The 20,161-nt window shown below is 60.0% G+C and carries 12 protein-coding genes; 8 read left to right on the top strand and 4 right to left on the bottom strand.

Annotated elements, in window-relative coordinates; all coding sequences use genetic code 11:
* Nucleotides 1–278 precede the first annotated feature (278 nt).
* The 8 genes from WCS52_17470 (at nucleotide 279) to WCS52_17435 (ending at nucleotide 18,198) form a co-directional block, all read left to right on the top strand.
* The gene (locus tag WCS52_17470) at nucleotides 279–3,725 is read left to right on the top strand and encodes a chitobiase/beta-hexosaminidase C-terminal domain-containing protein (protein MEI6168975.1); all 3,447 of its coding nucleotides are present in this window, start codon (nucleotides 279–281) and stop codon (nucleotides 3,723–3,725) included.
* Between the two features lie 116 nt (nucleotides 3,726–3,841).
* The gene (locus tag WCS52_17465; protein MEI6168974.1) at nucleotides 3,842–7,333 is read left to right on the top strand and encodes a chitobiase/beta-hexosaminidase C-terminal domain-containing protein; all 3,492 of its coding nucleotides are present in this window, start codon (nucleotides 3,842–3,844) and stop codon (nucleotides 7,331–7,333) included.
* Between the two features lie 27 nt (nucleotides 7,334–7,360).
* Nucleotides 7,361–8,542, top strand: coding sequence for an alpha-L-fucosidase (locus tag WCS52_17460; GenBank protein MEI6168973.1), 1,182 nt, complete (start codon nucleotides 7,361–7,363; stop codon nucleotides 8,540–8,542).
* Complete coding sequence (locus WCS52_17455; protein ID MEI6168972.1) at nucleotides 8,539–10,365, top strand: hypothetical protein; 1,827 nt, start codon at nucleotides 8,539–8,541, stop codon at nucleotides 10,363–10,365. The genes WCS52_17460 and WCS52_17455 overlap by 4 nt, the downstream gene beginning before the upstream one ends.
* A 35-nt stretch (nucleotides 10,366–10,400) precedes the next feature.
* Nucleotides 10,401–13,592 (top strand): SUMF1/EgtB/PvdO family nonheme iron enzyme, encoded by a 3,192-nt coding sequence (locus WCS52_17450; protein MEI6168971.1) that lies wholly within the window; start codon nucleotides 10,401–10,403, stop codon nucleotides 13,590–13,592.
* 36 nt (nucleotides 13,593–13,628) lie between these two features.
* Nucleotides 13,629–13,883, top strand: a complete 255-nt coding sequence (locus tag WCS52_17445; GenBank protein MEI6168970.1) for an alpha-L-fucosidase — start codon at nucleotides 13,629–13,631, stop codon at nucleotides 13,881–13,883.
* A complete protein-coding gene (locus WCS52_17440) occupies nucleotides 13,880–15,574 on the top strand; it encodes a hypothetical protein (protein MEI6168969.1) in 1,695 nt (564 codons plus the stop codon). Before WCS52_17445 ends, WCS52_17440 begins: the two co-directional genes overlap by 4 nt.
* Nucleotides 15,575–15,576: 2 nt before the next feature.
* The gene (locus tag WCS52_17435) at nucleotides 15,577–18,198 is read left to right on the top strand and encodes a LamG-like jellyroll fold domain-containing protein (GenBank protein ID MEI6168968.1); all 2,622 of its coding nucleotides are present in this window, start codon (nucleotides 15,577–15,579) and stop codon (nucleotides 18,196–18,198) included.
* Nucleotides 18,199–18,445: 247 nt separating this feature from the next.
* Here the strand turns inward: WCS52_17435 and WCS52_17430 are convergent, their stop codons facing one another.
* The 4 genes from WCS52_17430 to WCS52_17415 all read right to left on the bottom strand — a co-directional run bounded on the left by WCS52_17430 (nucleotide 18,446) and on the right by WCS52_17415 (nucleotide 19,980).
* Entirely contained in the window at nucleotides 18,446–18,625 is a 180-nt protein-coding gene (locus tag WCS52_17430) for a hypothetical protein (protein MEI6168967.1), read from the bottom strand.
* On the bottom strand, nucleotides 18,615–19,100 hold the full coding sequence (locus tag WCS52_17425; GenBank protein ID MEI6168966.1) for a type II toxin-antitoxin system VapC family toxin: 486 nt from the start codon (nucleotides 19,098–19,100) through the stop codon (nucleotides 18,615–18,617). Before WCS52_17425 ends, WCS52_17430 begins: the two co-directional genes overlap by 11 nt.
* Before the next feature lie 224 nt (nucleotides 19,101–19,324).
* Nucleotides 19,325–19,720 (bottom strand): type II toxin-antitoxin system VapC family toxin, encoded by a 396-nt coding sequence (locus WCS52_17420; GenBank protein ID MEI6168965.1) that lies wholly within the window; start codon nucleotides 19,718–19,720, stop codon nucleotides 19,325–19,327.
* Entirely contained in the window at nucleotides 19,717–19,980 is a 264-nt protein-coding gene (locus WCS52_17415; GenBank protein ID MEI6168964.1) for an antitoxin, read from the bottom strand. The genes WCS52_17420 and WCS52_17415 overlap by 4 nt, the downstream gene beginning before the upstream one ends.
* Nucleotides 19,981–20,161 lie beyond the last annotated feature (181 nt).

Genomic DNA, 20,161 nt, shown 5'->3' with positions numbered 1-20,161 from the left:
CCTGGCCAGAGTCGCCGACAGTTGGAATTTCAAATGGAAAGAGTTCAATCCCATGACTGCCAGCGCATCACTGGCCCGTCTGGTAGGCGAGGCCATCGATAAGAAGAATAAAAGCAAAAACATTATCATCCCATAGAAATCCTAATCGTAATCTTAATCGTAATCGTAATCCACTGCCCCGGAAAGGATTACGATTAAGATTACGATTAGGATTAGGATTCAGACGGGAAATCACACTTAAGTAAGCGCTATTTAACTAAGATAAGGAAATATTGAAAATGAAAATGCGACTCATGTTTGTGTTGGCCGCCATGGCGGTGATCGCCGGTGGCAGCCTGTCAGCCCAAGCGGCGTCAGGAAGCACAGGCGTGGCAAAGAAGGAATACACGGCGGCGGATGAGGAGGCGGCGCGCGCCTTTCTGGACCTGCTTGTGACCGATGAAGCCGGACTGCGCGATACCAATTTGGGGCGGCGGAATAAGGACTACGTCGAAGTCGCCGCGCTGGCCCGCGCCGGCCGCTCGGCCGAGGCCATGGAACGTTTCGCGCTCTACTTCACCAGCAAGCTCCGCTATCCAATCCTCTTCGGCATCAGTCCTGAAGATCTGAGCCCTTATAGAGGATGGGGTTGGAATCGAACCCCGGCCACACCGGGAGAGATCGCCGCCGCGGACAAATTGCTTGCCGGCACGATGACCATAGGCGGCAAAGAGGTGGTTATTGGCCCGCCGGGGTCAGTCGATTGGGGTTATCCCTGGGGCGCGAGTAATCCAATGCCAGCCGACAAGGAGCCCGAAAGTATGCTATTTATGGCAAACGGTTTCGGCCCCTTGGTGCGGGCCTTTGTGGCGACGCATGACCAGCGGTATCTCGATCGCTGGGCCGCCTATATGGACGACTGGTCCACCCGCTGCACCTATTTCGATAAGATTCATCCCTGCCTGGTCTCCGATGCCGGCCATAATGGGGCTCTCCTCACCTTTCGCATGCTCGCCGCCATCGCGACGGCCCTACCCGAAAATCAGCCGGTGTTGCCGCCGACCGTGCTGGCGCATCTGCTCAAACGTGAGCTAAATCGGACCTTCCTTCCCATGGCCTATATTCGATCCAACACCCATAACTGGACCCCGACGACGGAGCTGTTGCTGCAGGCGATGATCTTTGATGAGTCGCGTCTGGCGCCACTGTGGCTACGCGAAGGCCGCCGCCGGAACCTCGAGGACGTTGCCGCCACACAGAACCTGCGCGACGGCACGGAAAACCAGCAGGACCCGTGGTATAGCGCCCAGATGTATACGGAGGCAGTCCCCAGCGCCCTGCGGTTGCTCGCGGCGCGGGAAAGCCTGCCGCTGTGGCAGGAGTATCCCGATCTCGCGGCCCTGCGCCAGGATGCACGCTGGAAGAATGAAATTCAGGAGCATCTTGAGGCACGCTGCAATTATCTGATGAACATCTGCACGCCCCAGGGGGAATTGCCGATTACCATCCGCGGCGGCGCTAAACGTAACTTCAAGTCGACGTCAAACTCCCTGCCGCCAGCGACCTGTAAAAACCCGGAGAACCAGGCCGTTCTAGCGGCGCTGGAAAATCCCTCCGCGGGCCTGCGCCCCCGGCACAACGCGGATTGGTTCCCTTACTCCGGCTTCAACATCGTCCGAGAGGGCTGGGAGAAAGACAGTGGTCATGGCGACTTGTTCTGCTCGCCGGTGCCCGGCGCCTACGGTGCCTTCCGCAGCCGCAGCAATAACAACAGCTTCGGCCTGGGCGCGTTCGGGCAGGACCTGCTCGTGACCGATTCCGGCGGTAACTACATGTATCCCTCCAGCCCCATCACCGTCGATGGCCGGCAGCAGTTTTTCCATGCGGGCCTCTACAAGGTTTCCGGCCTGTCAGCCCACAAGGTCTTCCAGGTCAGCGCCTGGACGGAGCCGTCGCCCTTTCGCTGGCATGCCTCCGAGCATCTGAACCTGATGGAAGGCGTCTATGCCGGACCGTGGGGGAATATCAACGATGCCAAGGCCGTCAAGCCCAACATCGGGACCGACGCCAGCATGCAGGGCACCATGCCTCTCGATCAGACCCTGCGCGGCATCACCCACCAGCGCCTGGCCATGTATGTCCGCGGGGCTAAGCTCTGGATTATCACCGACCGCATGCTGGGCATCGGCAGCCACAAGTATGTGCAGAACTGGTTGCTGCCACTGCAACTGCCGCCGAAGGTGCTCGCTCAAGACCTGATTCATATCGACGCTGCGGGGAAGCGTATCACGTCGCAAACCGACCAGATTCCGGGCTCCAATGGCAAAATGGCGAACATCTCGCTCTACCAGTTCACCGCGGCGTCTCTTGCCTACAACCTCGAGAATAAGCCTTCATGGCAGCGCATCGGAGTGAGCTGGCAGGGCGAAGGCCCGCAGCAGGTCGTCACCCTGATCGTGCCCCGCGCTCCCGGCCAGGCCGCACCGCAGGATCTCAAATCGATTGAACCGTTAACAAGCGGCAGCGCCGGACAGGGGTTTGCCGCCGTGACCTCGGACGGCCAGAACGTGCGCTATCTGGCCTCGACCAAGGCCGACGATGAGCTGACCATCGGCGCGGTCAAGATTCGCGGCGAAGCCTTGCTGCTTGCAGGCAATCGCGGCATGGCCCTGGGATGCACCTCCTTTTCGCTCGGAGGCAAGACCCTGAACCCGCCGGCGGCGGATTTTGAGTTTATATTTAACAGTCGAACATCGAACATTGAACATCCAACTTCCAACATCGAACCCAAATCCAAATCCGAAATTCCACTGAACACTGATAACCGGTCACTGCTCACTTCTTTTATCCCCATCTACCGCCCCATCGACCCGGTCACCATTGGTCCAGAACGCAATGTCTTTGCGGACTCCGTTGAGGTGACCCTGGCCAGCAAGACCCCGGGCGTGGAGATCCGCTACACCCTCGATGGCAGTGATCCCACACCGCTCTCGCCGCTGTATTCAGCCCCGGTGAAGCTGCTGCAGAGCACGGTGGTCAAGGCTCGTGCGTATCGCCCGGGAGTAAAGGAAAACCCGTTGGAGCTCAGCGGCACCCAGGCCACGGTTCCCAGCATGGCTGTGTTTGATAAGGCCAAGCTGGCGGCGCCTTCCAACATCGGCAAGGTGTCGCCGGGGCTGGCCTTCCGGTATTTCGAGGACGATTGGCGCACGCTCTGGAGCGGCGTCGACCGCCTGCAACCCAAGGCGACAGGGAACGTCGGGAACTTGTGGGATCTGAATCTCGTGCCGGCGGACAACCCGCCAGTTGCCGCCACTGCCGCCGCCCCGCGCGCCAGGTATTATGCCGTGGAATACAGCGGTTACCTCAATATCCCTGAAGACGGTGTGTATACCCTCCATGCGCCACGTGAGTTCGTCTATCCCGATGTGCAGTCCGGCTACGAGCTGAAGGTGGTCTTGGGCAATCGCATGGATTCCGGGCCATGGGCCTCCGGGCGCGTGGTGGGCACGCAGGAATGGTATCCTTCCACGCGGTTGCACGCCTTGGGCAACTGGAGCGTCGCGCTCAAGAAAGGCTTACAGCCGTTCAAGGTGGTCTGGTGCGATTTCCGAACGGATGCCGCCCAGCGGCTGAACCTGCCGGGCATCAAGGATTATGTCTGGACCGGGGTCACGCCGGACCTGCGCATCTCCGGCCCGGGCTTGGATCGGCAGCCGATTCCTGCGGGGTGGCTGAGGCATTGATAACCGCAGGTCAATCTCTGGAAATTAGTCTGTGAGGTAGAGGTTCAAACATGGATGTACAGGATAGACAGGATGGGGAACTTTGGTTCCGGATATTCCGGGTTGGGAGAATCAGTATGAAGATAGTCGGAAGAAGAATCTTTGGAGTGATGGGGCTGGTTTCGTTGTTTGCAACGGTCTCCTATGGGCAGAACGTGTTGTCCGCGACCACACCAGCTCCGGCTGCGGTGCCCGGAAGCGCGGGCGCACAAAAGAAGGAATACACGCCGGCGGATGAGGAGGCGGCTCGCGCCTGTCTGGACCTGCTTGTGACCGACGAAGCCGGACTGCGCGACACCAATTTGGGACGGCGGAGTAAGGACTACGTCGAAATCGCCGCGCTGGCCCGCGCCGGCCGCTCGGCCGAGGCCATGGAACGTTTCGCGCTCTACTTCACCAGCAAGCTCCGCTATCCATCCCGCTTCGGCATCAGTCCTGAAGATCTGAGCCCTTATAGAGGATGGGGTTTGGATCAAAACCCGGCCACACCGGGCGAGATCGCCGCCGCGGATAAATTGCTTGCCGGCACGATGACCATCGACGGCAAAGAGGTGGTTATTGGCCCGCCGGGGTCAGTTGATTGGGGTTATCCCTGGGGCGCGAGCAATCCCATGCCCGCCGGCAAGGAACCCGCCAGTGCGCTATTTCTGGCAAACGGTTTCAGCCCCTTGGTGCGGGCCTTTGTGGCGACGCATGACCAGCGGTATCTCGATCGCTGGGCCGCCTATATGGACGACTGGTCCACCCGCTGCACCTATTTCGATAAGATTCATCCCTGCCTGGTCTCCGATGCCGGCCATAATGGGGCTCTCCTCACCTTTCGCATGCTCGCCGCCATCGCGACGGCCCTACCCGAAAATCAGCCGGTGTTGCCGCCGACCGTGCTGGCGCATCTGCTCAAACGTGAGCTGAATCGGACCTTCCTTCCCATGGCCTATATTCGATCCAATACCCATAACTGGACCCCGACGACAGAGCTGTTGCTGCAGGCGATGATCTTTGATGAATCGCGTCTGGCTCCACTGTGGCTGCGCGAAAACCGCCGCCGGAACCTCGAAGACGTTGCCGCCACACAGAACCTGCGCGACGGGACGGAAAACCAGCAGGACCCGTGGTATAGCGCCGTGATGTATACGGAGGCAGTCTCCAGCGCCCTGCGGTTGCTCGTGGCGCGAGAAAGCCTGCCGATCTGGCAGGAGTATCCCGATCTCGCGGCCCTTCGCCAGGACGCACGATGGAAGAATGAAATTCAGGAGCATCTTGAGGAACGCGCCCATTATCTGATGAATATCCTCACTCCCCAGGGGGAAATGCCGATTCCCATCCGCGGCGGCTTTAAACAGGGCGTCAACCCGCCGTTAAACTCCTTGGCGCCCGCGACCTACAAAAACCTGGAGAACCAGGCCGTACAAGCCGCGCGGAAGGATCCCGCCGCGGGCCTGCGCCCCCGGCACAACGCGGATTGGTTCCCTTACTCCGGCTTCAACATCGTCCGCGAGGGCTGGGAGAAAAATAGCGGGCATGGCGACTTGTTCTGCTCGCCGGTGCCCGGTGCCTACGGTGCCTTCCGCAGCCGCAGCAATAACAACAACTTCGGTCTGGGCGCGTTCGGGCAGGACCTGCTCGTGGACGATGCCACCGGCCACTACATGTATCCCTCCAGCCCCATCACTGTCGATGGTCGGCAGCAGTTTTTTCATGCGGGCCTCTACAAGGTTTCCGGTCTCTCGGCCCACAAGGTCTTTCAGGTCAGCGCCTGGACGGAGCCGTCGCCCTTTCGCTGGCATGCCTCCGATCATTTCAATCTGATGGAAGGCGTGTACGCCGGACCGTGGGGGAATCTCAAGGATGCCAATGTCGTCAACTCCAAGTACGGGCCCGACGCCAGCGGGCAGGGTACTATCACGCTCAGTCAGACCCTGCGAGGCATTACTCACCAGCGTCAAGCCATGTATGTGCGCGGTGACAAGGTCTGGATTATCACCGACCGCATGCTGGGCAACGGCAGCCACACCTATGAGCAGAACTGGTTGCTGCCCCTGCGACCCACGCAGGAGATGCTCGACCAGAAGAAGATTCCCATCGGAGAGAACGCACTGATTGCGTTTGCCAAGGATCAGATTCGCATTGATGCCGCCGCCAAGCGCATCATCACGCAGGCCGATGTGGTGCCGGGCAAGCTTGAGAAAAAAGCCAATCTCTCGCTCTACCAGTTCACCACCGCGAACTTGGCCTACAACACCGAGAACACGCCGCCGGCGTTTGTTTATGGCCTCTACTATACATACGGCTGGCAGCGTATCGGCGTGAAATGGCAGGGCGAAGGCCCGCAGCAGGTCGTCACCCTGATCGTGCCCCGCGCTCCCGGCCAGGCCGCACCGCAGGATCTCAAATCGATTGAACCGTTAACAAGCGGCAGCGCCGGACAGGGGTTTGCCGCCGTGACCTCGGACGGCCAGAACGTGCGCTATCTGGCCTCGACCAAGGCCGACGATGAGCTGACCATCGGCGCGGTCAAGATTCGCGGCGAAGCCTTGCTGCTTGCAGGTGATCGCGGCATGGCCCTGGGATGCTCCTCCTTTTCGCTCGCGGGCAAGAAGCAGCCCCTGCCTGCGACGGATTTTGAATTTACACTGAACACTGATCACCGGTCACTGCTCACTTCTTTTATCCCCATCTACCGCCCCATCGACCCGGTCACCATTGGTCCAGAACGCAATGTCTTTGCGGACTCCGTTGAGGTGACCCTGGCCAGCAAGACCCCGGGCGTGGAGATCCGCTACACCCTCGATGGCAGTGATCCCACACCGCTCTCGCCGCTGTATTCAGCCCCGGTGAAGCTGCTGCAGAGCACGGTGGTCAAGGCTCGTGCGTATCGCCCGGGAGTAAAGGAAAACCCGTTGGAGCTCAGCGGCACCCAGGCCACGGTTCCCAGCATGGCTGTGTTTGATAAGGCCAAGCTGGCGGCGCCTTCCAACATCGGCAAGGTGTCGCCGGGGCTGGCCTTCCGGTATTTCGAGGACGATTGGCGCACGCTCTGGAGCGGCGTCGACCGCCTGCAACCCAAGGCGACAGGGAACGTCGGGAACTTGTGGGATCTGAATCTCGTGCCGGCGGACAACCCGCCAGTTGCCGCCACTGCCGCCGCCCCGCGCGCCAGGTATTATGCCGTGGAATACAGCGGTTACCTCAATATCCCTGAAGACGGTGTGTATACCCTCCATGCGCCACGTGAGTTCGTCTATCCCGATGTGCAGTCCGGCTACGAGCTGAAGGTGGTCTTGGGCAATCGCATGGATTCCGGGCCATGGGCCTCCGGGCGCGTGGTGGGCACGCAGGAATGGTATCCTTCCACGCGGTTGCACGCCTTGGGCAACTGGAGCGTCGCGCTCAAGAAAGGCCTCCAACCATTCAAGGTGATCTGGTGCGATTTCCGCACCGACGCCGCCCAGCGGCTGAACCTGCCGGGCCTCAAGGATTATGTCTGGACCGGGGTCACGCCGGACCTGCGCCTCTCAGGACCGGGCCTGGACCACCAGCCGATACCCGCGGCATGGATGTGCCATTGAATTTGATGATTCGGGAGAACATGAACGATGTCTGAAGTTGAAACTACCGCCGCAGCTGCCCAGCATGCGGTCTTGGGATTGGATAATTCCGCCAAGACGTCCCGGCATACCCAGCATCCCGAGGCCCAGTGGTTCCCCCGCGCCGGCCTGGGACTCTTTGTACACATGGGTATCGCCAGTGTGCATGGCAACCTGGATCTCTCCTGGGGCATGATCGCCAACACCCCCTGGGATGCGGCTGCCAAGGGAGCCAACAAGGTGACGCCCGAGGAATACTGGCGCCTGGCGGACCGGTATAACCCCACGGCCTACGACCCGGATAAGTGGCTCGCCGCAGCGGCCAAGGCCGGCTTCAAGTACGCGGTGCTCACGGCCATGCACCATGACGGCTATACCCTCTGGCCCAGCGGGCATGGCGATTTTGGCGTGCAGAGCCATCTGGCCGGCCGCGATCTGGTAGGGCCGTTTGTCGAAGCCTGCCGCCGTCATGGACTGAAGGTGGGCCTGTATCTTTCGCCGCCGGACTGGTATTTTGACCGCCAGGTGATGAGCTTCAACTACTACACGGCCTCCATGGATCCCGGTAAACCCCGGCCGAATGCCGCAGGGCATCCCTGGTTTGACCAGCGCCATCAACCCATCGCGCCCCCGTTGCGCACGCCGGCGCACGAGGCCCGGCTCCGGGCCATGTTCCATGGCCGCGTGGAAGAACTGCTCACCCGCTATGGCCGGATTGATTTGCTCTGGTTTGATGGCGGCACGCATGACAATACCATCCGCGACCGGGCCCGGGAGCTTCAACCCCACATTGTGATCAACAGCCGCAGTTGCGATGGGGATTATGATTGCACGGAGTGTGCGCTACCGACCCAGCGGTTCACCGGCTGGTTTGAAACCTGCCACTGCTGGCAGGCCTCGGGAATTCCGAACCAAGCGGGCACCGGCACCGTCGATGTGTGGGGTTATCTCAAGGCCGAGCAATACAAGTCCACCGCCTGGATGATTGACACGCTGGTGCGCCTGCGCCAGTGGGGTGGGAACCTTCTGATCAATGTCAGCCCGCGTCCCGATGGCGAACTGCCGGAGGTGGTCTACCAGCGCCTGGCAGAAACCGCCGAGTGGATGTGCCACAATCCGAAGGCGGTCATCGGCACGGAGGTGCTTTTGACGTCTGATTCAACCGAACCCGTAAAGGAATCCCCGCTATGATGCCCACTCTTGCTTCTCCCGAATCTCTGATCCGCGATCTCTCGGGATGGGACTACACGGTCATCGTCGCTTACCTGGTGTTCACCTTGTCCATCGGCGTGATCTGCCGGCGGCTGAACCGCAACGCCAGCGACTACTTCCGTGGCGGCGGCAATATGACCTGGTGGGTCGGCGGCTTGAGCGCCATGGGCGCGGGGATCAGCGTCTGGAGCTTCACCGGTGCCGCCGCCAAATGCTATAATGACGGCTTCGTCTACCCGCTGACGGGTCTGCTGGCCGCGGTGCCCAGCCTGATCGTCGGACTATGGATGGCCCCGCGTTTCCGCCGCATGCGGGTCATCACCGCCATGGAAGCGGTGTTTCGCCGTTTTGGCTTTGGCACCGAACAGTTCTACACCTGGTTCTCCCTGCCCATGGGGCTCTTCTGGGGCGGCATCGGCCTCAATACCGTGGGCGTCTTCATGGCCTCGGTGTTCCGCGTGGACCTGACGGCCACCATCCTGGCGGTCGGCTTCATTGTCACCTTTCTCTCGGCGCTGGGGGGGCAGTGGGCGGTGGCCATCGGGGGCGTAGTCCAGGCTGTGCTGCTGGTGCTGGTGGTGCTGGTGGTGGCGTTCTTCTCCGTGAACCTGCCGGAGATCGGCGGAATCACCCACCTGGCCGCAGCCCTGCCGGAGCGGCACTTCCGCTTTGACACGGATTGTTCGTTCGCCATCGTCTGGCTCTGGATCGGGTGGAATTTGGTGTCCACCACGATTGGCGGATTGGATATCCGCAACTGTAGCAGGTACGTGCGCGTCAAAAACGACCGCAGCGCCCGCCAGATGGTGCTCCTGTGTGCCGCTCCCACCTTCCTGCTGCTGGCGCCAATCCTGTACCAACTCCCCTCGCTCTGTGCCGCGACGGTCTTCCCGGACCTCCACGCGATCTTCCCCAATCTCAAGCAACCCGCGGAGGGGGCCTGGGTGGCCATGGCCTTCAAGGTCCTGCCGCAGGGCCTCCTGGGCCTGATGGTGTGCGCCATGTTCAGTGCCACCATCGACAGTGCCGACGCAGCCCTGAACTCCAACGCCGGCTTTTTTGTCCGCAATGTATATATCAGTTATATCCGCCCGGACGCTTCCGAGAAACGCCAGGTCATCGTCGGCAAGATCACCACGGTCTGTTTCGGTCTCCTGATCATCGGAGTGGGACTGGGCATCAATGCCCTGCGGACCCTGAACCTCTTTGATCTGTTCCAGGTGCTCAATGCCGTCCTGCTGCCGCCCATGATCGTGCCGATGGTGCTGGGGGTGATCATCCGCCGCACGCCGGCGTGGGCGGGCTGGAGTACCGTGATGGCCGGCCTTTTTATCGGGCTCCTGGCCAAGTGGGCGTATTCGCCGGAAGCGGTGCAGCACCTGGTGGGCCTTACGCGGGCACTGACCGTGCGGGAGATCAATGACTCGCAGTTCATCGTCGTGAGCGTCATCACGTGGGTTGGGTCCGCCCTCTGGTTCTGCGGAACCATCCCGCTCTGGCGGATGAGTTCGGAAGCCCATCACCAGCGCGTGAACGCCCTGTTTGACGACATGCAGCGTCCCGTTGACCATATGGCCGAAGGGGGTCAGGATCAGGACACCATGCAGCTGCGCGTGGTCGGAGCCCTGTTCCTGATCCTGGGCGCCTTCCTGCTGGCCTGCATGGCCATCCCTAACCCGCTGAGCGGACGGTTGGCGTTCTTGTTTGTCGGCGGGGTGCTCTTCGCACTGGGTCTGCTGCTCTGGACCCTCTACCAACGCAAGGCCGCACGCGCGGCGAAGACCCGGGTGGAGTCTCTGTGAGCCAAGAGGAATTTTAGACAGAATGAACGAAAATAATGAAAAATAAGGTAAAACTTAAGCTTTTCAAAATGGTGATAATCAGCATGCTCACCGCAAGCAGCGTGCTGATGGCTGAAGATGCCGGGAAAAGCATGTGTATTATTCCCGCCGGCGTACAGTCCCGCAGCGACGGGCAGAGTGCCAAGATTGCCAGATTCAGCCTTTCCTCATTGGAATTGACGCATGGTGAATGGTCGGCGGTCCGCGTCTGGGCACTGACGAAGGGATATGACTTCGGTCCGGGCGTGGGGGAGACCTCTCAACATCCGGTCTCCGCCATCACCTGGTACGACGCTGTCAAGTTCTGCAATGCCGCCAGCGAACGGGCCGGCCGCACGCCGGTCTATCGCGTCGGCAATGAAGTCTGCCGGACTGGCGTGAGCGACACGGTGATCGCGGACTGGGCGGCCAACGGCTACCGGCTGCCGACCGAAGCGGAATGGGAATACGCCTGTCGGGCCGGCACCACGACCAAGTACTACTGGGGCGATGAATCCGTGGCCAGCCCGGAGAATCCCTATGCCTGGCACACCCTCAACAATGCACATGGCGAAGAGGTCAGCCCGCACCCGCCAGGTCTGAAGAAGCCCAACTCCTTCGGGCTCTATGACATGAGCGGCAATGTGGCCGAATGGTGCTGGGACCGCTTCTGGGACAAGTCCAACTGGCGGGTGCAACGCGGAGGTTCAGTGGCGCTCGACAACGATGTCACCAGCGGCTTTCGCAGTCCGGTGCCGCCCAGCTACCGGATCTACGACGCCGGCCTGCGCCTGGCGAGTTCCGCGCCGGATTGCCCGTCGCTCCGTGATCATATCGCGGCCCAGGCTATGACGGTGTCCGGGGGCTCAGAGCGACTATCCCCGGCTTACGATGGCAGCGATCCTGCCGCTGTGGCGGCAAAGTTGGTCAGTTTGCTTGATCCTACCAACCCCGAAATCAAGCCGATGGTGGTCATGCAGCAGACGGGTAAGGCGCAAGAGGCGTTGGAGGCCTACCGCGACCTTTTGGTGGCGCGTCTGCGCCAAGCCCCGGGCATAAAATACCGCCCGCCCAAGGCTCCACAGGGGACTGAAGACCTCGCCAAATGGTTCAGCGAGACGGAACGCTTGGCCACTTCAGCTAAGACTGAGTTCGACAATCTGGACAATGCCGGACGTGCCAAGCCCAACAGTTATGGTGCGCCAAGAACCTGGGATTTCGGCATGGGCTTCGTCATTTACAGCGAGGGGTGGTTAGACGTGATACGCCAAATCGTCGTCAAACTGCCACTCGATGCGCCTGCCCACTCCATTCCCGCCCGGGCGGTGGCCAATATCGTGATCTTTGCCGTCACGGATGACCTGGCCAAACCGCTGAAAGACCCGCGCAATTGCGTCGGCAACCAGCAGATTCATGTGGCCAAATCCCTGGTTCTTCTGGCCCGATACCTGCCGGAGATGCGCGATGCGGAAGCCTGGGAAGCTCTTGGGATCGACCGGTTGAAGAACGGCGCCATTGCCCGTTTCATCCTCCCGGATGGCGGCGACTTGGAGCAATCGTTCAACTACAATGCCGGCCTCTTTGACGCCAGCACGAGCATCAGCGAACTCTTTGCGGGCCAACCCCTGCCGGAGTGGGTCACGCAGATCCATGGGGCCGCCATCAACCGCAAGCGCCTGTTCAACAGTTTGCGCCTGGCCTCCGGCACCATGCCCTCGGTGGGCAACAACAGCTACGGCCGGGACATGCAGGAAACCTGCGAGAACTCGGATCCGTTCTATGATCCGCTGGCCGGGCAGATCCTGGACTGCCTGCTTTACCGGGGCAAGAAAGGACGCCCGGCGCCCGCCTTCACGTCCATTGCTTTTCCGTATAGCGGCTACTACCTGATGCGCAACGGCTGGGAGGCGGAAAGCTCCTCGCTCTTTCTCAAGAGCAGTCGGCCCGGCGCCGGTCACAATCATGCCGACAACAACGGCATCGAGCTCTGTGCCTACGGTCGGCATCTGCTGGTCGATCGCGAATCACCGCCTTACGGGGTCGGTCATCTGCCCGAGAATCAGCGCAAGGATTTCCTATGGGTCTCGGAATACAAGGGTGAAGACGCGCCCTGGACCGCCAACAACCTGCTGATCGACGGCTGCGGGCAACTCGCCGGCTTTGCCAACACCGGCTACCGCCATACCATACCCGATCAACTGTGGCACACGTCGGCGAATTTCGACTTTGTTCAGGGGGTCTGGACGCGCACCTTCAAGAGCGCCCCACCGATGGTCGCCAAGGAGGTCCGCGAGCACGCCGTGAAATACGGCGCTACTGAGGCTGACATCGCCACCCAGCTTGCCGCTGTCGAAACGCACAACGCCCAGCCGCCCCAGACCTTTGACGCCACCCACACCCGTCAGGTCATCTACCTGCGTACGGCCAATGTCTGGATCGTGACGGACGTGGCCCGGCGTACTGCCGGCAAACCGGCGCAAACCCTCACACAGCTCTGGCACTTTCCGGCGCCCGGTCTGGGCACGAATCGCGAGTATGCCGACAAGGACGGCAAGCACAGCCCGCTTGCTCCGGGCTTCACCAGGGAGCAGGTACAGTGTGACGCGGCCGCACAACGCGTGCTGACTACCAACGCCGGCAACGTTAACCTGGCGATCCTGCACGCGGTTCCCGGCACGGTGGCCTACACGACGTGGTTCGGCGACAAGTATCCCTGGCGCGGCTGGGCGAACGCCGCTCCCAGCATGGTCAGCGGCTACATCCCGGCCGTCGATCTCCACGCTACCTTTTCCGCTGACGCGCCGATCGTCACACTGTTGGTGCCGATCCCGCAAGGGCAGACCTACGAGCGGCGCATCGCGGCGTTCACGAAAGAATTCAGCAACGGGCAGACGCGCATCACGCTCACGCTCGTTGGTGGCCCCGTTGTGCAGTATAGGGTCGCCCAATCGCCGACTGAGTTGAGTGCAGGCTTGATCAAAGCGACCGCCGAAGTACTACTGACCGTGACCGATGCCAAGGGCGGCGTGCGCGGTTTGACCATCGGCTGCCGCGAGATGGCCCTCGCAGGCACAACGCAAAAAGTCAGCGGCCCGGATTTCGAGTTCGCCGTGGAAGGCCAACGCCTGGTCGATGTCCAACCGATTCGGGTACCCGATGGCTTCGCCTGGAAGGAAACCCCGACGGGAATCATGCCAGTTTATCACTAATAAAAAAATAAAGAGACATCCTAGAGGATTGCAATCATGGGTAACAACCCCAACAATTCGGCCGCCAAAATCGTCGCGGGACAGCATGATATGATTCATGCAGCCAATGGGCTTTCGCAAGAGCGGGACTATTTCCCGACATCACGGTTCATCGGGCGCCTGGCCCAATGCCGCGCCTGGGGCGGTAATTATTTGCTTAACTTCGGCCCTGACCCGGATGGAGATTTGCCGCCGGAGGCTTACAACGCGATCAGAGCCATCGGTGCCGGATTTCAGAAAGGTAAATCATGAAAAGTGAAATGATCAAAACAGTCTCAATGCGGCTCGTGCCGATCTCCAGCGTTGTCGCGCTGGCCATTCTGCTGGCCGCCGCTCCCGCATCCGCAAGCTCAGAACCCGTTGTCCGCAATACGCGTTGTTCGGAGTTTCAGTTCATGGCCTCCGTGCCGTTTACAGATGCTAAGGGCAAGCCGCAGACCACTACCGCATACCTGTGGATTCCGGAGAAATGCCGGACCATCAGGGGCATAGTCCTCGCTCAGCAGAATGTGGCCGAACAAGGCTTTGCGGAAAATGCGGCCATCCGCCAGGCATGCCGCGACACGGACATGGCCATGGTCTGGTTCAATCCCTTCTTCGCGCCGACCTTCGAGCACCCTGACCAGGATGGGGCGGTCCTGCAGAAAGCGCTGGACGAACTGGCGACCGTGTCCGGCTACGCGGAGATCGCCAGCGCGCCGTGGCTACCCTTCGGGCACTCTACCATTGGGTTTTTCACACAGCGACTGGCAAACTGGAAACCGGAGCGTTGCCTCGCCCAGATCGTCTTCAAGTGCATGATGGACTTCACCCTTCCGAACAATCGGCAAGTCCCTCTGTTCGAGCTGGGTAGCAACTTCACGGAATGGGGCCAGCAGAAGAAAGATTGGACTAAAAACGCCCCGAACTTCTGGGAGCCGACCGCCATCGGAAAAGACCGGGCTACGACCCATCGGCCCATGAGTTTCTTGCTCGAAAACGGCAGCAGCCATTTCGTCATGACCGACGCCGAAGCGGACATGATCGCGATGTATGTCCGCAAAGTCGTTCCAGCCCGCCTGCCTGCCGCCGGCGGCGTCCTCAAACCGGTGGACATTGACAGCGGTTGGGTCGTTGACTTGGACATGAGCAACCCCAGGCGATCCCCGGCGCAACCTGCGAAATCCGCAACGGACAGCGCCAAAAACGGGGTCTGGTTCTTCGATAAGGAAATGGCCATGGCCGTCGAAACACTCATGAATGTCAACTGGACCCGCAAGACCCAGATTCCGGTAATCCTCCGTAACGACGGTGCAATCCCGGCCGTTCAAGACAGTGGCTTGTTTGAAGGGGTCGCCCCCGTTGTCGGAGAGGACGGTGTCACCTTCACTCTCAAGCCCGCATTCCTTGACAGGATTCCCACCAACTTCACCACGGGCGCGGGCCAGGCGCTCGGACATTCAGACAAGGGTAAAATCCAAATCGCCTGGCTCTCCGGGAATGCTATGGTGACCGGAACCGGCACCATCCGCCCGATCGTCGACCGACTCTGGGGTTCGATGATCTATGTCCGGCATCCGGGCGACGACGAATACCGCCCGTCAATCCAGCCCTTCAACTTGGGATTCCCGAGTAACAAAACAGGAAAGCCCCAGACCCTCACCTTCCCGGAAATCCCGGATCAAGCGGCCGGAACCACGCCGCTTGAATTGAAAGCCGTTACCGATGCCGGGTTGCCTGTGGAGTATTGCGTGATCGTGGGGCCGGCGCGGGTTTCCGGCAAGACGCTGACCTTTACCGACATCCCGCCGCGCAGCCGTTTCCCGATCAAGGTCACCATCCGCGCTATCCAGTTCGGCCGTTCCATTGAGCCCGCTGTGCAGTCCACCCGCATGGTCGAACGCAGTTTTATGATCACCCCGCGTGTCGCAACCGTGATTGCCGAAGCTCTTCCCAAGGAATGACCATGAAACCACTCCTCCTCCTTCTTGCCTCCGCCGTGCTGCTCAACGCCCAGGTCAAATCCCAGAACGAGCCCACGAACGGCGCCGCCGCCGCGGCCCAGAAAGCGGCGGCGGACAAGATCATTGATGAACGCTATCTGGCCGTGCTCGCCTTGAAGCCGGTTGGCTACTGGCCGGCGGACGAGGGGAGCGGCGAGACGCTGAACGACCGTTCCGGGAATAAAAACCATGGTCGTATCATCCACGTCCCATGGGACAAGGGCCTGCTTGACTTCACCGGCGCCTACCAATGGGCCGAGATCCCGGCGAGCACGAAGTATCAGAGCAAGTCGCTCACCATCGGGGGCTGGGTATTCATCCGCTCAAAGGTCGAAGGTTCAGACTCGACGGGCCGCATGGGGTTGCTGCTCATCGGCAACAAGGACGGGGTGAACGCTGTCGGTGTGCAGCTTTGCGTGCGTAGGCAGGAATTGATAGATGTGGTCAGCAAAGGTAAGCCGGATGTGTTTAGGACGTGGCTCTGGTCACCGGAGAAGCGCCTGGGTGAAGGCAAGCCGTCGCTCTCCCTGGGTGAGTGGCACCATCTTCTCTATACCTTCGAGGCGACTCGATGGAAAGATGCCGCAGACCTACACGGCAAAGGCTCGCTCTATCTCGACGGACACCTGCTTGCGACCAACGAGGACATCCCTTACAAGAGCGAGAACCGGAGTATCCAGATCGGCAACGATGCCTACTGGTGGCATCAGATGACTGGAAAATCCGGATCGCTGGACGGATCGGTGCGGGACATGGTCTGGTTCGACCGGGCCTTGTCTGCAGAAGAGGTCGCCCGGCTTCACGCGGTGACCCGGCCGTCGGCACAGCCGAAGTTTTATGGCGAGGACATGGTTGTGCTCAATGGCCGCGGCATGGCCGCAGGGGATTTGAAAGACCTCCCTGCGCCGCAGCGCCGCGCGGCGCTGCAGCTCTTCGGCAAGAAGGATGCCGCCACCCTGCAGCCCTTGTCCAAGTCCCTTCTGCCGGTGCTGATCGCCGCCCTCCAGGAGGCCGACTGCCGGTTGCTGGCGGCGCAACTGCTCGTCAAACTCAACAGTGATCCGGCCCGCGCCGCCCTGCGCGCCGCCCTGCCGCAAATGGTCGCGGTCGTTCAGGCCGCCGACAAGGCACCGGGCGAACGTGCCGAGGCGGCCCTGGCACTGGCCGCCATGAAACAGGATGCCGCCAGCGCCAGTGCGGCACTCGCCCGGACCCTGAACGAATTGCTGAAGCAAGAGGGCGAGCGCCTGCCGCGCGTCGAGGATCTGCTGCGCAATGCCCTGATCCGGGCGTTGCTGGACATCTCGCCCAGCGACCCGCAAGCGCGCGACATCCTGGGACTGGCCCTGGCCAAACCCGTGTTTGCACTCATGGATCTGACCGGGACGCGCTTCGACGCGGTGCGGCGCCTGGTGGGCGAGCATCGCACCATGGATGCTCTTGATGCGTTCACCAAGCTGCCGCCGGTGGAGAACGGCGAGCGCTTTTTCAGCTATCGGGAACCCGGCAAACGGGATTACACCTCGATTATCCGCGACAAGGGAGTCACTTACAAAGTAGGTAGCGGCATCGCATGGCAGGGTGGGGAGCAGGTTTCCAAGGACGACTATGAGAAGATCGTCGGCAAGCTGGCCGGGAAGTATCCCCAGGCGAAGGGCTGGCGCTCATCGGACTTCCCTCGCCTCTATCGTATCCCGATCACCAAAATCAACCCCGACGGCACCCAGCAGAAAGTGTATCTGGGAGGTGAAGATTTTGTCATCGACGGCTCCGACGCGAAAATGCTCGGGTGGTCCCTCTTCGTCGATGAGGCCGGCTATATCCATCTCATTGGGGGTCAGCACAACGTCCCGAACCCCGACAGCTACATCCCCGGCAGTTGGGAAGAGATGGGGGTTCCCCGGGATCGCAACCATGCGGACTTCCCGGCCCAGATGTATTGGGTCACGAAGGAGCCCGGAAACATTGAGACCTTCGAGTTCGTCGGCCGCAAGTCCGATCCCCGCGCCATCCCCGCCAGCTATTTGAATTACATGGTCTTCCTGCAGAGCCCCGCCAGCAAGACCTACCTCTACGGCCGGGCCAATGCCTGTGGCTGGCAGTGCTGGGGCATGTTCAGATACGATGCTAAGACCAAGCGCTGGGCGACAGTCGGGGGCGACCCGTTCGATCTGATCGAGTCGGCGCGGCACCATGACGCCAACTGGCTGAACTATCTGCACGATCCCGCCCGCGGCTCCGCCCCTAAAGCTCCCACCGCCGAGCGCCCGCTGGCCTGGGCCTGGCAGCCTAACTTCTACAATTACTGCCGGGATGACTGGGGTGCTAAATTCGATAAGACCGGTCGCCTGCACATAAAAATGAGGATCGAAGGACTCGACGGGGACGGGTATGTCCGGTTCTCCAGCGTTTACGCCTATTCCGACGACGACACCAAGACCTTCCACCGTGCCGACGGCTCTCCGGTTGCTTTGCCTCTGACCACCAATCCGGCGCCGGACCACAATGCCGACCTGCTGCAAAATAACACCGGCCAATGGTGGGACCTCTGGCTCTCGCTCATGAACCACGCCGGATTGAAGTGAAAATCAGCGAATGTCCACAATACGCGCTGCCCAGTTTGGCCGTTCCCTTGAGCCCGCAGTGCAGTCCGCCCGCATGGTCGAACGCAGTTTTATGATCACCCCGCGCGTCGCAACCAGTCCGTAATGAGAGAACAACCGACACCCCCTGGGAACGTCGCGGCAAGACAGAAGAAGGGTAAGGAATTCGGAATATGGCCCCGCCCATGACATTGGTGGTGACTGAAGTCCCTGGGGAATCTATATCAGTTCAACGACCGGCAGAGCCGAAAGAATGGTTCATGCGGGAGTCATGCAAATTGACAATAACAGCGGTGGATGATCGTTCCCTTTTTTGCAGATCCTTGGCCAAGGCGCGCACATCATATTTGTACTTTTTCGCTATGGCATCCTTTATGCGCCACACTTGCTCAATGATTTCATCTTTCATTTTCGGTATCCCCCATAAGTTCCATGGGTGTGCAAATTTCCGGGCATGGAAACCCTTTTGACGCACACACACTGCGTATTACAGGTTTCTTTTCGGCATTATCTATATGCCGACAGTTCCAGGTAAGCAGGTAATCCACTCCATGATAGGCTGCCACCGCCACATGCATAGCGTCATCTGCGGCAATCGACGGTAATGCTCCTTCATCCAGCAGGTTTGCCGCGAGGCTTGACACTTCATCCGTTATGGCGAGTTGTTGAATTCCGGCTAAAGCAGCAATTCTCCGTTGTGCTGCTTCCGTATTCCCTTGCTCAGCTTCCTTGACAACTAGTTCGGAAGTGAACAACTCAAATCGCGAACGTTGAAAAGTCCACCAGTCCTCAGTCGCTTGCTGCCAAGCCGCCGCCAGTATGCTTCTCGATGGCCTGGCCGTCAGGTAACTAACAATGGATGTTTCAATATAAACCGTTTTCATTATTTATACCGTACTACTTAAATAATCTAGCACTCGACGGATTATGGGTCAATTTTTGTCTCACTTTAATTCCTCCCGAGGGGCGCATCTGCAATTATGTTGCGCGCAACATAATTAGAGATACGCCCCTCGGTCGAGCGGGGGGGTGGGCGGATCGACTTCTTGAGTCCTGGCGACAAACAACCTGTCCCAGGCGGCCCGATGGTCTCGAAAGGACGGGGTGATCACGCCCAATTCACGACATTGAGGCCGGGGATTTTCTGATAGTGCTTCACGTTGTTGCTGACAACGGCATAGTTCAGCGTCAACGCCGTGCACCCGATCAAGAGGTCGAAATCATCAATCGTCGTCCCCGCCCTGGAGAGTGAGGCTTTTATCTCGCCAAAGCTGTCCATTACGGAGCGGGTTACATCAATAACCGGGTAGAGTTCGGCAAGGCGATGCACTTTGGCCAGATTCTCCACAACACGTTCCGATTTGCGGCAACCATGGACAAGTTCCCCATAGGTGATGACGGATAGCGCTTTGGGGCTGTTTGAGCAGGCCTTGAAGTTTCTGACAACCGGGGCGTTACCTTTGAGGAAGTAGATCAGGGTATCGGTATCAAGCAGATACATCAGAATTCTCCGTGAAAGCGCCTGGTTGTGCGCTCCTTGCGAATGGCGCCGGCGATCTCCTTCTCCGACCGGGAGTCCTCCCACGATCCGGCCAGGCCCAAAGCCTCCTCATCGGCGGCGCCCTTCCGGGTAACGGGAGTTGCCAGATATCTCTTAATAATCTCGATGACTTCCTGGCTGATGGAGCGGTTTTCGAGCGCCGCCCGTCTGCCAAGCGCCGTGTAAAGTTCCTTGTCCATGTTGCGGACCTGTAATATCGCCATCGCGTTTCTCCCGTTGAACTTCATGAAGATAGAATCATATATCATGCATCTTGGCAAGACTAAGTGTATAGGGCAGACGCATCTAAAACTTCAGCAAAACCCAGATTTTTGACAGAATTTACAGAATGTTCAAAATGGTGAGAGAAGAATCTGCATCTATCCCTAAACAATTTTGTTAATT

This window comes from bacterium (assembly GCA_037128595.1).
Lineage (GTDB): Bacteria > Verrucomicrobiota > Kiritimatiellia > CAIKKV01 > CAITUY01 > JAABPW01.
This window is presented reverse-complemented; position numbering and strand designations above follow the sequence as displayed.